We start from the raw sequence: 14,072 nt of genomic DNA on the forward strand, positions 1-14,072 counted from the left end.
CGATTTTAACGACAGAATACAGGTACCTGAATCCGGGAGGCTCTGCTTCCGTACGACCGGGATCTTAAAATTTTCTACAACAGGATTAGAGCCTCTATGAATAGAGCGGATACAAGACCACTGCCTTTAGCAGACGAGAAGCCCACGTTTCTCGAGCGGTTATTCAAGCTTAAGGAACATAACACAACGGTAAAAACCGAGCTGGTGGCCGGTTTCACCACCTTTGTCACCATGTGTTACGTGGTGTTTGTGATACCGGGTATGCTTGCCGATGCCGGTATGGATAAAGGCGCTTTGTTTGCGGCTACCTGTATTGTCGCCGGTTTGAGCTCCATCGCTATTGGCCTGTATGCCAACTGGCCCGTAGGACTGGCACCCGGTATGGGCCTGAATGCGTTCTTTGCCTATGCCGTTGTGCTGGGCATGGGCTACTCATGGGAACAGGCGATGGGTGCCGTTTTCTGGGGGGGGTATCGGTTTTATGCTGCTGAGCCTGTTCAAAATCCGTGAGTGGATTATCAACAGCATTCCGAAAAGTCTGCGAGTGGGTATTACCGCCGGTATTGGCCTTTTCCTCGCACTGATTGGTCTGAAAAATGCCGGTATTGTGGTGGCCAGCCCGGGCACTATTATCACGCTGGGTGATATTACCCAGTTCAGCCCGGTAATGGCCTGTTTGAGCCTGCTGTTGATTCTGGGGCTGGCTTACCGTGGCTTCAAGGGAGCGGTGCTGACCGCCATTGTCGTTGTTTCTGGCATAGGCCTTTTGGCTGGGGATATCGCCTTTCAGGGAATATACTCCGCCCCACCGAGCCTTGAACCTGTGGTGGGCAAACTGGATATCATGGGCGCCCTGAAACCCGAGATGCTGGGCGTTATCGTTGCTTTCATGTTTGTGAATTTGTTTGATACCACCGGAACGTTGATTGCCGTTGGCGATAAAGCCGGTCTGGCTGACGAGCATGGCAAGATGCACAACATGAACCGGGCGATGGTTACCGATGGCACCGCTTCCTGGGCGGGTGCCATGATGGGAACACCGACGGTGACATCCTATGTTGAAAGTGCTTCAGGTGTCGCAGCAGGTGGACGAACAGGCCTGGTAGCCGTCACTGTGGGTGTTTTGTTCCTGCTCTGCATGTTCCTGTCGCCACTGGCGGCCATGGTTCCTGCCTATGCGACAGCCGGTGCCCTGATTTATGTTGCCGTGCTGATGGCAGGCAGTCTGGCAAACATTGACTGGAATGATCTGACGGAAGCGGGTCCGGTACTGATTACCGCCATTATGATGCCGCTGAGCTTTTCCATCGCTAACGGTATTGCTCTCGGGTTTATCGCTTACCCACTGGTAAAACTGCTGGCGGGCAGGACCAGTGAAGTCAGTATCAGTATGTGGATTCTGGCCACGTTATTTGTTCTGAAGTTTATTTTTTTCGGTATTTGATTGAGCCATACCCGGCCATGCATGGGCAGTCAGTGAATATGGCTGCACATGGTCGGGTGTTTACGTTTTGCAATCTCTTTTCATAGCAATAAACCGCCGTAATTCTGGATGTATACTGACTATGGTTGTGGCTCCAGTTTCCTTAATATCCGTCTGAATTATTTTACCCGTAAGAGTTGATAAGGATTGCTATGAAAAAGCTTTTGACCCTGGCACTGATGAGCGTGCTGAGCTTTGGCGTTATGGCAGATGACTGGAAAAAACTCGGTGAGCGTCGTGTGTCTTTCCAGAGCGAACAGGATGTCATTCATGTAAGCGGTTTTAAGGGCCGGTACGATACCATCGCATTCAGAGTGGGCAGAGCCCCCATTTTCATGAAGAAGATCCGGGTGGTCTTTGGTAATGGTGAGTCTCAGAATATTTTCATTAACAGGCGTCTGGAGAAGGGCAAGCGTTCACTGCCATACCGTCTGCTCGAGGGTGATCGCGTCATCAACAAGATTGAGCTGGACTACAGAACCGCTGTCGGTGGTCATAAATATGCCGAAGTGAGCGTCTACGGCAAGCGCAGCTGATTGCTGGCAATGCATTCCTAAGGCAGCGTGCCTCGCTGCCTTTCACTTTCTGCCTCATTTCTTCTAGCAGAACTGCAATTTCTGTCTATCTTTTCTTTACTGCTTCTATTCATCGACAACCTTGATCAGGGAATATCGTTTTAATACCAATTCCATAACCGGGTCAATACTGTTCAGAGTGGCGGCGTTCCCATAAGCCAGAGAGTGATGCCAGCAAATGCTACGAACGGCAGTGATTGGAGCGGGTTATCTTGGTAAATTTCATGCTCAGAAGTATGCCCGGCTGGCATCCAGCCACCTCGTGGGCGTTGCCGATATCAACGAGACCTGTGGCCAGCAGGTTGCCAGCAGCTGCAACACCCATTATTTCAGTAACTACCGGGACCTGATCGGGCAGGTTGATGCCGTCAGTGTTGTTGTTCCTACCGCCCTGCATCACGCCATAGCCAGTGACTTTTTGAAAGCGGGCGTGCATGTGCTGGTGGAAAAGCCCATTGCCAGCAATGTACCCCAGGCTGAAGAGATGATTAAGCTGGCCAGGAAGCAACAACTGATCCTCCAGGTTGGCTTTCTGGAGCGCTACAACGCAGCACTGCGGTGTGTTGCCGACAAGGTTAACCAGCCCCGGTTTATTGAGTCTCATCGACTGGCCAGCTTTAAACCACGATCCCTGGACATCAATGTGATTATGGATCTGATGATTCATGACCTGGATATTATTCTGAATATGGTGGATTCCCCCGATACTGGATATTGCGGCCAATGGCAGTGCAGTCTTGTCAGACACCATTGATATCGCCCAGGCCCGTTTGTCGTTTGCCAATGGCTGTGTTGCCAATGTGACCGCCAGTCGAATCAGTCAGAAAAGCAAAAGGAAAATGCGGATTTTCCAGAAATGCTCCTGTATCTGCGTTGACTTTCAAGCGTTGAAAGTCAGCCATTTCTTCAAAGGTGAAGGGGAGTTGCATCCGGGGGTTCCGGCCATCGAATGTCAGGAGCAGAGTTATGAGGGCAGTGATGCGCTCAGGCTGGAGATTGAAGACTTTCTTCTGAGTGTTATGGCAGCAAGCCCCCCAAAGGTCAGTGGTGAAGATGGTCGAGATGCGTTGCATGCCGCGAATAGAATTTCGGAGATTATTCATAAGACGGGTGTAAGCCTCTGACAGCAAACGTTGAACGGCTGGCAAAGGATAAAATAACCATATAGCGAATAATCGGTACCGTTTTATTGAGTGTAAAAGGGGCACCATGAATCAAAAAAAAATGAATACTATCCCAATGGTGGATGTGCAGGCATGGCATCGGCCAATTCAGGCGCAGTTAGAAAAAAAAGCGCTGGAAGTATTGCGCAGTGGTCGTTTTATCATGGGGAAAGAAGTGGAGCTTTTTGAACAGGAGGTCGCTCATTACCTCGGAGCCAGGTACGCCATCAGTTGTGCAAATGGTACCGATGCACTTGTTCTTGCTCTCCATGCTGCCGGTATAGGGCCGGGAGATGAGGTATTAACCACGGGTTTTACCTTTTTTTCCACAGCGGAGGCCATTATCCAGGTGGGGGCAACACCCGTTCTGGTTGATATAGACTCAGAGACATTCAATATTGACCCCCTTGAGCTGGAGCGAAGTATCACTTCCCGTTGCAGGGCCGTGCTGGTTGTCCATCTTTTTGGTTTACCTGCAGCGCTTCGGGAGATTCAGGCCGTCTGTGATCGTCATGGTTTAATCCTGCTGGAAGACTGTGCACAATCCTTTGGCGCTGGTTATCAATCCCGAAAAACCGGCAATTTCGGTTTGCTCGGTACTTTCAGTTTTTTCCCCAGTAAAAACCTGGGTGGGTTTGGTGATGGTGGTCTGGTCATTACCAGCGAATTAAAAGTCGCCGAAACGGTACGGATGCTACGAAATCACGGCAGTGCATACCAGTACCACCATGAGTGCCCGGGCTACAACAGTCGTCTGGATGAAATTCAGGCGGCCCTGTTAAGAGTCAAGCTGGAGCATATAGAGGTGTTTAATGCTCAGCGACAACAGGTAGCACAATGGTATCGAGAATTCCTGAACGATAGTAAGGTACTCTTTCCTCATGGGCAGCAGGAACATATTTATCATCAGTTTACGGTTGTTTTGCCCACTGGCCGGGATATGGTCAGGAAGCGCCTTGCCGGTGAAGGTATTGCCAGTGCTGTTTATTACCCGTTGCCTCTAAATAAGCAAAGGGCATTGGCAGGGAAGGACGGTGAACATGAACTACCCGTATGTGAGCAGTTATCCGAACACTGTCTTTCACTGCCAATATATCCTGGTATGACCAGAAGCCAGACCAAGACCGTTGCCAGCACATTGATTAAAGTGATGCATTAATTATTTAAGCATCTCAATTATGGCAAGAGAGCCTTTTCGTCAAGTCAAAGCAGACTCTAAGAAATTGCCCCCTGCTGATCCCCCTCCCACGATACCAGAGGCTCTTTGAATGTGTCATCAAAAGAACTCTCCAATCCTGGCTGAGACTGAATGGGAGCTGTGCATTTGCTACAAACGAACGAATGCGATGAGGGATCTATGCAGATGAACGCATCTCCCGAATACGGTGGAGGAGCCATGCTGTCGGGATCCCAGTATGGTGGAAGTGATACCGATGGTTGCTCCGAGCTCTGTTGCTTGTCACCAGTGTGGGAGACTGGTTCAGTACAGATGGCGATCTGTCGATCCGGAAGTTTCTTGACGCAAGCGCAGTGACTAGAGATGCCAATAAAGGTGGCTACAGGACAGGCAAGACTGACAAAACCAATAGGTAGGCCGAGGAAGGCATAAGCGATTTGGCACTTGGATATTAATGCACCCCCCATGTAACCGCCGAAGGCACCGATACCACCATAGCCACTCGAAATTTTAGCAGTGTCTTTAACAACTTGAAAATCACAGCCATAACCGGCCGACCGATGTTCCACTTGTTGTGGCTGTTTGATCACCGGTGGAGTACGATGAGAGACATTCATATGTCTTATATCCTCAGAATATTAGTTATTTATATCCCACAATTTTTATGGCAGTAATGCTGCGGCAAACAGGGGGTGAATCTCTTTGACTGAATTATTTTGCAAAAGTTCATTTAGAATTGCTTTTTAATATGATTTCATTTGGTTAACTGCTTATCTATTGGCAAAACAGGGATCATTCTGGTGACGCACTTTTTTGCGCTCTGCGTAGGCGGCATCTTCGCGACGCTTCTCGTTTGCGCTCTGCGAAATCGGGATCATTTTGGTAGCGCTTTCTTCTGCCCTCCCTTTGGAGCTTCCTTCGGCGCTCTGCGTAAGCAGGATCATTCTGGTAGCGTTCCCTGTTTTTCTTCCTTTCGAGTTCTGCATAAACGGGATTTCTGCGAAGCTTTCTTTTGAGCTCCCTTCTGTGTTCTGCGTAAACGGGATCATTACGGTAGCGCTCTCTTTTGCGATCCCTTTGGCGCTTCCTTTGGCGCTCCGCGTAAGCGGGATCATTCTGGTAACGTTCTCTGCTTTGCGTCTTTTGGCGCTCTGCGTAATCGGGATTGTTACGGTAACGTTCCCTGCCTTTCTTCCTCAGGTGCTCGGCGTAGGCAGGGTCATTTTTGTAGCGCTCCCTTCGGCGCTGTGCTTTGGTGAGCGCTTTACGAGGCTTCTTTTCGTGCTCAATGGGTAAGTAGCAACGTTCATCAGGCTCATCAACTCTTGCCCGGGCTAAATCGTCTGATGAATGAATTTCATTCCCTAACCCTAACAGAGAATAGATTGAAAACTGTTCATTTTCAGGAATATATACGGGGGGCAGGATCATTATTCTGCGATCCTGTTGTTACCGGCAAGTGACGTGGTGGATCTTCTTCATTATCGCTATAAGCGATGACGATCGTTCTGTTTTCAAACCGGGCATCATTCAATGCCTTGTGAAAAGACTTCGTTGGCTGCTGAAGGTGGTGTTCATTAGTTTCATGAGTACCCATGGCACATAGAATATTTGCTGCTTCTGCTATTTCACGGAAGAAGAGTTGACCCGATGTACCAGATCCAGACGAAGTGGTATCTTGAAGACAACAAGAAATAGCGTGTGAATCAGAGCAGGCAGGCGTATCCATTAGATTATGGAATTATTGAATTCTGCCTTGAGACTGTTCTTTCTGTTAAAAGTTCCTCCCGGACACCATTCTTTCAATATTCAAGTCAACCAGACATTGGGTTAGGGTACCCTGGTTCTGCTGCAAATTCGCAGACTATTCCCGGTCAGCCTCCGGGTGGTGATACCGGAGGGCTCAGGTGGAAGATCACTTACGCCAGTTTTAAATCCTGGTAACCAGCAGTGCCCGTGTTACCAGGGAGATAATCAGGCGGCAGAGAGTCTCTTCAATGCCTCAAACTTTTCCAGCTGTTCCGGCAAAAAGTTCTGCTCTTTATCCCGACGCAGGTAAACTTTGAACAACATACGGCCCTGTTTGCTCAGGAATTGCACCGAGCGGGTTGCTACACCGTGGAAGGGCTTGCTGACCAGGGCGATCACCGCAACATTATCCAGCTTCAGGTGCCCTTTCAGCGGTGTCCGGCGGTCGCTCAGATTGTAATAGCCAAACTTTTCACCCCCTTTCGGGAAATGGCCAACCATTTCAAAAATTGAACCATCCACATCAATCACCAGCGTCAGTTCGCCCCAGGTTTTGATATCCCGCAGGACATCCAGGTAATGGCTGGCATCAATCAATGTCACCATGTCAGCGGGCATGGCCTGAATCACGTCCAGCTCACTGGCATTGAGCTGGTTCGCTATTTCTGCCGGTAAAATGGCCGGGTTTCCGGTCAGAATATCCTGCACCTGTTGAGCCAGAGTCATGCGGCTTTCTCCGTGTTTTGTCCAGCAAAAGGATGTTGTTCAAGAAAATTAATCAGGGCCTGGTGCATGGTGACGTTCCAGAATTGCCCGGGCAGCGTCAAATCGAGAATGCCATGGTGAATGGTGGCCAGGCCATTGTCCTGCCAGGCTTCAAACAGCGGCATGCAGTGCTCGCTCATGCCTGCACCAGCAACATGGTCAAGCTTGCCGATTTCCAGCCAGCCACGGTCAAAACCGGAGCCGATGGTGCCCAGCAGCGGTTTATTACCCGTGGCTTTGCTCATCATCATCAGGGGCTTTTGGCCAGCATCCAGGGCCTCGTAATAGGCGGGCAGTGTTCTCAGGCTCATGGCATTGTGCCCGGCAAAGTTACCACCGGCACCGGAACCAAACGGCATGATTTCGGCACCGGATTTTACCCCGTGGTTGTAGATATTCCGCTCCCGGGTATCCCGTCCCCAGTGGCTGACAGTCAGTCGCCCGACGTTGTGGGAACTGAGGATATCAACGCCCCGGCGAAACATTTCCGCACGCTCCGGTGAGCTGGCCGGCTCGGGCATGGAGCCATTGTCAATCGACTGCTTCATCCGGCTGGAACCCAGCAGAATGAGCTGATAAAGATCGACACCGTGGGCTTTGGATTGCAGGAAGGTGTGCAGATCCTGCTCCCAGTCATCCAGGGTTTGGCCCGGCAGACCGAACATCAGGTCTACGACGACGGCTGCATTGTTCAGACTGCTGAAATAGTCCAGCCTTTCCAGCAGGAATTCACCGGAGTCGATCCGGCTCATGCGGCGACGGATGGTGGTATTAAAACTCTGTGCTCCCAGGGAGAAGCGGTTAAACCCGGATTCCAGGCAGGCCGCGATTTTGTCGTTATCAAAGCCATGAAAACGGCCTTCAAAGGTCATCTCAACATCGTTGGCCAGTGGCAGGGACTCACGTACTGCATTGCCAAGGCGAATGATTTGCTCCGGGGTCAGGTCGGTGGGTGTCCCGCCGCCAAAATAGACGCCATGGAACAGGCCTCCCTGAGTCCAGGCATCCTGTGCCGACAGGCGAATTTCCCGTTCCAGGTAGTCGACATAGCGGGCAATTTCATCTTTTTTGGTGGTGTTTTGAAAGAAACCACAGTAAGAACAATGGGTTCTGCAAAAAGGAATATGGATATAGGCCAGTCGCTTACTGTCCGTCAGCCGCTGTGGGTTAGCAGGGCTATCCATCAGTTGCCGGTACACAGCCTGAGTCTGCTCAGCAGGAACCGGAATGGAGCCGCTGTGGGTGTGGGCTGACGTCTTGCCGGTAAAGGCAAACTTCAGTGGATCAGGGGATGATATCCCGGTCAGCTCGGGACCCAGGGTGTGTCTGGCAACCATAATCGGATCGTTCTAACTAGCAAAATGAGAATTATTATTATTTTGATTTGTAAGGTGGTGTGCAATTGATATAGATCAACAGATTTCAGGTGAAAAACTTCGGTTTACCACTGTGGGATTGTTGTGGTTACGTGACGGCCATGCAGGCCATTTCCGGGATGTGAGTGGTCACCGGAATTACCGCAATCATTGGATTAGTTCATGCCTGTGAACCTTGATCAGGAAAATATTGTCTAAGTGCGCAAATCGAACAAAGTTAATAAGGTTAAATTGATGAAGCAGTTCAGGCAGTTTTGTATTTTCTTTTTAGTCTCCTTTATTTTGTGTCCCATTGCCCTGGCAGATGAGACTGCGGTAACACCGGATAAATTACATATCAGCTATGTCAGGCAATATATGGCAAACAACCGTTTCTTTGATCGTCTGAATGCTTCCGGATATGGGGGGCAACCAATTGAAGCTCAGGTAAAGTCAGGCTGGGCTGAGGCAAAACGGCAGTATAACTGGGTACTGAAGGAATATTCTCTGTATGAGTCGTTGCCCTATCTGGCGTTTTATGTGCCTGCTTTTGCTGTTGCTGGAACAACACTTTCGTACAAAGGAGCCATTTTCGAATTTGTGAGGACCAGCTCGGATCTTACGACCCTGTTAGTTACCACCTCTTTTACGATGGGTGCCGCATTAATAATGGCGACATCTATTCCATTTACTATGAATCTTTATTACGGAATATTTACGCCCAAGCTGGCCGAGGAAAATTTGATTCTGGCCTACGGTGCCAAGAAAGCATTGCTGGACAAACGCACACAACATTACATTGAGGATGAGCTGTTTTACAGTTTCTGGCGCAGCCCTGGCGGTGAAGCACTCAACCGGTTGCAGAAAATTCTGGATAAAGCATTACGGCTTCCGTTTTACTCCAAAGCACTGGTGTACGATGAAGAGAAAATCGAGGAAGCCTTGCAGGACTACTCAGCCCACGTAGGTGAACGGTTAAAACGGTTTGTCCATTCCGAGTTGATTTACCAGCAGACCGATTTCTCAATCCATGACAGCCATTACCCGATTTATTTCCTGGGCGCACCCGGTACCGGCAAGACCTATGCAGCCAAACAGCTGGCGGAAGCGATGGGGACTAACCTTGCCATTGTCAATCTTGATGGTGCCTCCATTGACGATATTGTCGGAACCCCGTTTGAAAGTGCCAATGCCAGGGCCGGCAGAATTCTGGATGCGATTGTTGCCCGCACCGATTCAAGCCAGGATATTAATCACCATAATCAGGTTCTGCTGATTGATGAGTTTGATCGGCTCTTCATCTCCGGAAACGAGAAAAGCAAAGATGTACTTTCGTTTATGTTAAAGCTGCTCGATCCGTCCAATCGTTCTTACTACAGTCCCTATTTGAAAACAGAAGTACGTTTGCCTGAGACCATCATTCTTGCCGGTAACCGTGATATTCATGAATTAAGCACCCACGATCCTGAGCTTGAAGCCATTGCCTCCAGACTGGATAAAGTCGTATTTGACGGTTTCGATACCAGGGCGAAACAGAGAATTGCCTTTGAAACCATGATTCCCAATAAGGAAAGGCGTTATCAGTCGGCGGGTAAGCTGTTTGCCGATTTCACCTTACCACAGAGCGGTCATGACATGATTCATGACTTTATTGAAATGGATCAAGACCCGGGGCTGCGCTCCCTGGAAAAATATATATCCCAGGTATTTGAGACGTTTGCCCATGGCCTTGCGCACCCGACTTCTTCAGGGAATAAGGCAGAACAATGGCACGGAGAGCCGGTGCTGGCAGGAGGGTAGCGCTGGTTGTTTGAGGCCTGACGCTGCATCGTCAGGCCATCGCTTAAACGGCCAATTAATGGTTCACAACCAGCGGGCAGTGATAGGCCGGGTGCTCAGATACACTGACCTCAATATCGAACACTTGTCCAATCGTTTCCGGGGTCAGAACCTGATGGGGTGTGCCTTCTGCTGCTATCCTGCCATTCCTGAGAATCACAATCCGGTCAGAGTAGCGCGCGGCCAGATTCAGGTCGTGCATGATAACCATCACGCCGATGCCCTGGTCTGCTTCCTGTCTGGCCATTTTCAGGGTCAGCTGTTGATGGGCCGGGTCCAGTGCCGATGTAGGCTCATCAAGCAACAGGTAGCGCTGACCATAAGGGCTTTCATCCCAGATCTGAGCTAATACACGCGCCATATGCACACGCTGGCGTTCACCACCGGAGAGGGTGGTGTAATGACGATCCTGCAAATGTAAGCCATCAACTTTGTTAAGCGCTTCCCGGGTAATCATCAGGTTTTCATCATGGTGACTGGCACAGGGAATGCGGCCCAGCAGGACGACTTCTGCCGCCGTAAAGGGAAAGCTCAACGAGGATGACTGCGGCAACACGCCGAGCATCAATGCCTGATGGTTCAATGGCCAGTCACTGCGACCATTAAGCAGCACTTCGCCGCTGGAAGGTTTTCTCTCGCCACTGATCACTTTCATCAAGGTGCTTTTACCGGCACCGTTTGGGCCAAGCACAGAGACCACTTCCCGGGGCTTCAGGGTCAGATTAATGTCCTGAAGCAGGTGCCTGTCTCCGATCTGCACCGATACGCCCTGAACTTCCAGCGTGTTTACCGCTGCGCTTTCCTTACCAGAGGCCATATCAGACAATCCTTTTACGTTGCTGCCACAACAGTGACAGGAAGAAAGGGGCACCCATCAGGGCAGTGACAATACCGATGGGAAGTTCTGCCGGGGCGACAATGGTGCGGGACAGCATATCCGCTACCAGTAACAGAATACCGCCCAGCATGGCCGAGGCTGGCAACAGAATACGATGGTCCGGGCCAACCGCCAGGCGAATCAGATGAGGCACTACAAGTCCCACAAAGCCGATAAAACCACTGACGGAAACAGAAACCCCCACGGCCAGGGCCGTCAGGAAAATCAGGGTCAGTTTCACCTTCTGGACATCAATGCCCAGATGGCGAGCTTCCGACTCACCCAGCAGCAGCGCGTTAAGCACCAGGCCATAACGGCCAAGAATCAGCACCACCGGGATTAATAGCGTGGCACAGATAATCACCAGGTCCCAGGTGGCACCCCCCAGGCTGCCCATCTGCCAGAAGGTCAGGTTGCGCAGCATGGTATCGTCCGCAACGTAGTTCAACATCCCCATCCCGGCACCGGCCAGGGCATTGATCGCCACACCGGCCAGCAGCATTGTTGCCACCGACGTGCCGTTGCTGGTGGTACCGACTTTATACACCAGCCAGGTGGACAGTACCCCGCCAACAAAGGCCAGAATGGAAACGCTGTAGCTTTGCACCAGGGATGGAGCGCCGGCAAACAGCAGACCACCCAGGACAATAGCAATACCCGCCCCCAGGGCCGCACCACTGGAGACACCGACAATACTGGGGTCCGCCAGCGGGTTTCGGAACAGGCCCTGCATGGAGGCACCGGCCACTGCCAGCGAGCCACCGACAATAAGCCCCAGCAGTGTTCTGGGTAAACGAATGGACTCAATAATCAGCGCAGACTGGTTGCTGATGGTGCTGTCGGACAAACCCAGCCGGTCAAACAGTATGGTCAGAATATCACCTGCGGGAATGGGCACAGCGCCCACGCCAATGGACACAATCACCACGACTGGCAGCAGGATTGCCAGCGCGGTTAACAGCAGTGCCCCCTGATGGTTACGACTCATTGGAGGATGGATTACCTTGGTCTAAGTAAAAAGATTTCGCCAGGGACAGTGCAACATCCCCCGTTCTTGGGCCGAGGCCGCCCAGCAGCATATTGCCATCAATGGCAACCACCCGGCCGTTTTGGCCAGCAGGCGTCTGCTTCAGGATGGGCATCTGTTCCAGCAGTTTTGCCGGTGTCATATCCGGGTTACTGGTTGAGCCCGGAAAAATGATGACCTCCGGTGCCAGCAGCAGCATGGCTTCATTGGACAGTGCCTTGTACCCTTTAAACTGCTCTGCCGCCGGGTTGTATCCCCCTGCCAGACCTATGATCGCATTAGCTGCAGTGCCGGTACCGGCGATGGTTGGGGAGCGCCCGCCCATGGTCAGGACAAACAGGACAGGTACGTTCTTGTCATGCTGTTGTTGATAAGCAGCAGCCATGGCTTGCGCCTCATCCAGGGAGTCTTCGATGTCGTCCCACAGCGCTTCGCCCTGTTCCTCTTTACCAAGAATACCGGCCAGTGACTTGATCTGTTGTTCAATGCTGTCAGCGGTATGCTCCAGGGGCAGGGCTGCCACCGCCACACCGGCACTTTTCAGCTGGGTCAGGGTTGCAGTTGGGCCCATGTCTTCAGTACCAATCAGCAGGGTAGGCCCAAGCGCCAGAATCCCCTCAGCAGACAGCTGTTTATGATAGCCGAGCCGGGGCAACTGGTTGACTTGCGGGGGCCAGGTGCTTGTCTGGTCAACGGCAATCACCTGATCACCGGCACCCAGGGCATAGATAATCTCGGTTACCCCGTTGCCAGCAGAGACAATACGTTGATTGTCGTGTGATCCGTGCGCCAGGGCAGCGTTGCCACCCATGACAGCAGAGATAGCCACCAGGATGGCCAACAGTGGTTTAAACGTTTTCTTCATGGTTCGCCTTTACCATTTTCCTGTTCCATCAGCACCTGCGCAGCGTCAATCTTGTGCTGGCTGAAAAACATCATCAGCTTGACCAGATTGCCCAGGGGGGCATCTTTATCACCGGCAATCAGTACAGTGGTACCGGGAGCTTCTTTCACCTGTGTCAGCAAAGTGGTAGCAAACATTTCCCACTGCTCAAACTTCTGTTCACCAATAGCCCAGGGCTCGCCCTGTTCCAGAATACTGACGGTCAGCGTTTTTGGGGCCGTGGTGACCGACGCCTCCTGCTGGGTTGCCTGAGGCAGTTCCACCGGCAGGCTCAGCGTCTGTACATTGGCGGTGAACAGTAGAAACACCATGACGATAAACACCACATCCAGCAGCGGCGTCAGATCCGCCATGGAGAGTGATGCGCTGGTTTCATCAATATCGTTGATGCGAATCATGCCGCTACCGCTCCGGAACCGATGACTTCTGGCTGGCCAGTATCTGAACTGGCACTACCCTTTACCGTTAAACCCTTAACGTCGGGTGCTGAAGGTGCAGTGGCTAAACCATCGTCGTCCATCGTCAGGCCCTCCAGCAGCAGGTTAGTGTGATTCAGGGCAAACTCCAGTTTCGAGAGATAATGGTTAGCCCAGACACCAAAACCGTGAGCCGCCGCCAGGGCTGGAATTGCGATGATCAAACCGAATGCGGTGGTGAACATCGCCTGCCACAGACCCGCAGCCAGAATATCCGGAGTGACCGGACCGGCCACGGCGGCAATATCACGGAACATATCGATCATACCCAATACGGTACCCAGCAGACCCAGCATAGGGGCCAGCACACCAATCAGCATCAACGGCTTCAGCCAGGCATTCAGGCTACGCTTCTGCTTCAGCAGCCACAGCCCAGCCACTTCTTCACGCATCGACTTTTCCCAGGTGCTGTGGCTCAGAAGTACCGCAACCCCCTGACGAATCCCCTTGTCCTGGCTAAGATGCTGGCAAAGATTGTCCTTGCTTTGTGCCTGCTTCTCGCTGCCACAGCATTGACGCACTTCATTAAACAGTGTGGTCATCCCCTTGCGGTTCATGGAGGGCAGCAGGGCATAGGTCACCAGCCGCTCAAGAATCATGGCCAGTCCAAGGCAAGAGGTGATCAGTAATGGCCAGGCCATGATCCCCAGTGATGCAAGGTGTTCTGTCAACATGGCGTTAC

At 51.5% G+C, this 14,072-nt stretch carries 17 protein-coding genes; 7 read left to right on the top strand and 10 right to left on the bottom strand.

Annotated features, from left to right (window positions below):
• Positions 1-96: 96 nt before the first annotated feature.
• From O3276_RS25835 to O3276_RS17070, 6 genes are all read left to right on the top strand, one after another.
• Positions 97-510, top strand: coding sequence for a solute carrier family 23 protein (locus O3276_RS25835; protein WP_442876529.1), 414 nt, complete (start codon positions 97-99; stop codon positions 508-510).
• Positions 482-1,444: an NCS2 family permease gene (locus tag O3276_RS17050; protein WP_442876530.1), complete on the top strand. Its 963-nt coding sequence runs from the start codon at positions 482-484 to the stop codon at positions 1,442-1,444. The genes O3276_RS25835 and O3276_RS17050 overlap by 29 nt, the downstream gene beginning before the upstream one ends.
• A 191-nt stretch (positions 1,445-1,635) precedes the next feature.
• Complete coding sequence (locus tag O3276_RS17055) at positions 1,636-2,019, top strand: DUF2541 family protein (RefSeq protein ID WP_269672405.1); 384 nt, start codon at positions 1,636-1,638, stop codon at positions 2,017-2,019.
• Between the two features lie 217 nt (positions 2,020-2,236).
• Complete coding sequence (locus tag O3276_RS17060; RefSeq protein ID WP_269672406.1) at positions 2,237-2,812, top strand: Gfo/Idh/MocA family protein; 576 nt, start codon at positions 2,237-2,239, stop codon at positions 2,810-2,812.
• A complete protein-coding gene (locus tag O3276_RS17065; RefSeq protein ID WP_269672407.1) occupies positions 2,796-3,182 on the top strand; it encodes a hypothetical protein in 387 nt (128 codons plus the stop codon). Before O3276_RS17060 ends, O3276_RS17065 begins: the two co-directional genes overlap by 17 nt.
• Positions 3,183-3,282: 100 nt before the next feature.
• Positions 3,283-4,380 carry a DegT/DnrJ/EryC1/StrS family aminotransferase gene (locus O3276_RS17070; RefSeq protein WP_269672408.1) on the top strand — a complete coding sequence of 366 codons (1,098 nt, stop codon included), beginning with the start codon at positions 3,283-3,285 and terminating at the stop codon, positions 4,378-4,380.
• 56 nt (positions 4,381-4,436) lie between these two features.
• Here the strand turns inward: O3276_RS17070 and O3276_RS17075 are convergent, their stop codons facing one another.
• The 5 genes from O3276_RS17075 to hutW all read right to left on the bottom strand — a co-directional run bounded on the left by O3276_RS17075 (position 4,437) and on the right by hutW (position 8,249).
• Positions 4,437-5,015: a hypothetical protein gene (locus O3276_RS17075; protein ID WP_269672409.1), complete on the bottom strand. Its 579-nt coding sequence runs from the start codon at positions 5,013-5,015 to the stop codon at positions 4,437-4,439.
• A gap of 175 nt (positions 5,016-5,190) precedes the next feature.
• Positions 5,191-5,829 carry a hypothetical protein gene (locus O3276_RS17080; RefSeq protein ID WP_269672410.1) on the bottom strand — a complete coding sequence of 213 codons (639 nt, stop codon included), beginning with the start codon at positions 5,827-5,829 and terminating at the stop codon, positions 5,191-5,193.
• Positions 5,801-6,127 carry a hypothetical protein gene (locus O3276_RS17085; RefSeq protein WP_269672411.1) on the bottom strand — a complete coding sequence of 109 codons (327 nt, stop codon included), beginning with the start codon at positions 6,125-6,127 and terminating at the stop codon, positions 5,801-5,803. Before O3276_RS17085 ends, O3276_RS17080 begins: the two co-directional genes overlap by 29 nt.
• A 245-nt stretch (positions 6,128-6,372) precedes the next feature.
• Positions 6,373-6,873, bottom strand: a complete 501-nt coding sequence (gene hutX / locus O3276_RS17090; protein ID WP_269672412.1) for a heme utilization cystosolic carrier protein HutX — start codon at positions 6,871-6,873, stop codon at positions 6,373-6,375.
• Positions 6,870-8,249: a heme anaerobic degradation radical SAM methyltransferase ChuW/HutW gene (gene hutW / locus O3276_RS17095; RefSeq protein ID WP_269672413.1), complete on the bottom strand. Its 1,380-nt coding sequence runs from the start codon at positions 8,247-8,249 to the stop codon at positions 6,870-6,872. The genes hutX and hutW overlap by 4 nt, the downstream gene beginning before the upstream one ends.
• A 273-nt stretch (positions 8,250-8,522) precedes the next feature.
• On the opposite strand from hutW, the gene O3276_RS17100 reads away from it, so the two are divergent.
• Positions 8,523-10,067 carry an AAA family ATPase gene (locus tag O3276_RS17100; RefSeq protein ID WP_269672414.1) on the top strand — a complete coding sequence of 515 codons (1,545 nt, stop codon included), beginning with the start codon at positions 8,523-8,525 and terminating at the stop codon, positions 10,065-10,067.
• A gap of 55 nt (positions 10,068-10,122) precedes the next feature.
• Here the strand turns inward: O3276_RS17100 and O3276_RS17105 are convergent, their stop codons facing one another.
• The 5 genes from O3276_RS17105 to O3276_RS17125 are packed head-to-tail and all read right to left on the bottom strand — an operon-like array spanning position 10,123 to position 14,064.
• Positions 10,123-10,923, bottom strand: coding sequence for a heme ABC transporter ATP-binding protein (locus O3276_RS17105; protein WP_269672415.1), 801 nt, complete (start codon positions 10,921-10,923; stop codon positions 10,123-10,125).
• Position 10,924: 1 nt separating this feature from the next.
• On the bottom strand, positions 10,925-11,971 hold the full coding sequence (locus O3276_RS17110; protein WP_209276391.1) for a FecCD family ABC transporter permease: 1,047 nt from the start codon (positions 11,969-11,971) through the stop codon (positions 10,925-10,927).
• Positions 11,961-12,875, bottom strand: a complete 915-nt coding sequence (locus O3276_RS17115; protein WP_269672416.1) for a heme/hemin ABC transporter substrate-binding protein — start codon at positions 12,873-12,875, stop codon at positions 11,961-11,963. Before O3276_RS17115 ends, O3276_RS17110 begins: the two co-directional genes overlap by 11 nt.
• Positions 12,872-13,312 carry an ExbD/TolR family protein gene (locus O3276_RS17120; RefSeq protein ID WP_269672417.1) on the bottom strand — a complete coding sequence of 147 codons (441 nt, stop codon included), beginning with the start codon at positions 13,310-13,312 and terminating at the stop codon, positions 12,872-12,874. Before O3276_RS17120 ends, O3276_RS17115 begins: the two co-directional genes overlap by 4 nt.
• Positions 13,309-14,064, bottom strand: coding sequence for a MotA/TolQ/ExbB proton channel family protein (locus O3276_RS17125; protein WP_269672418.1), 756 nt, complete (start codon positions 14,062-14,064; stop codon positions 13,309-13,311). Before O3276_RS17125 ends, O3276_RS17120 begins: the two co-directional genes overlap by 4 nt.
• Positions 14,065-14,072 lie beyond the last annotated feature (8 nt).

Source organism: Endozoicomonas sp. GU-1 (genome assembly GCF_027366395.1).
Taxonomy (GTDB): Bacteria; Pseudomonadota; Gammaproteobacteria; order Pseudomonadales; family Endozoicomonadaceae; genus Endozoicomonas.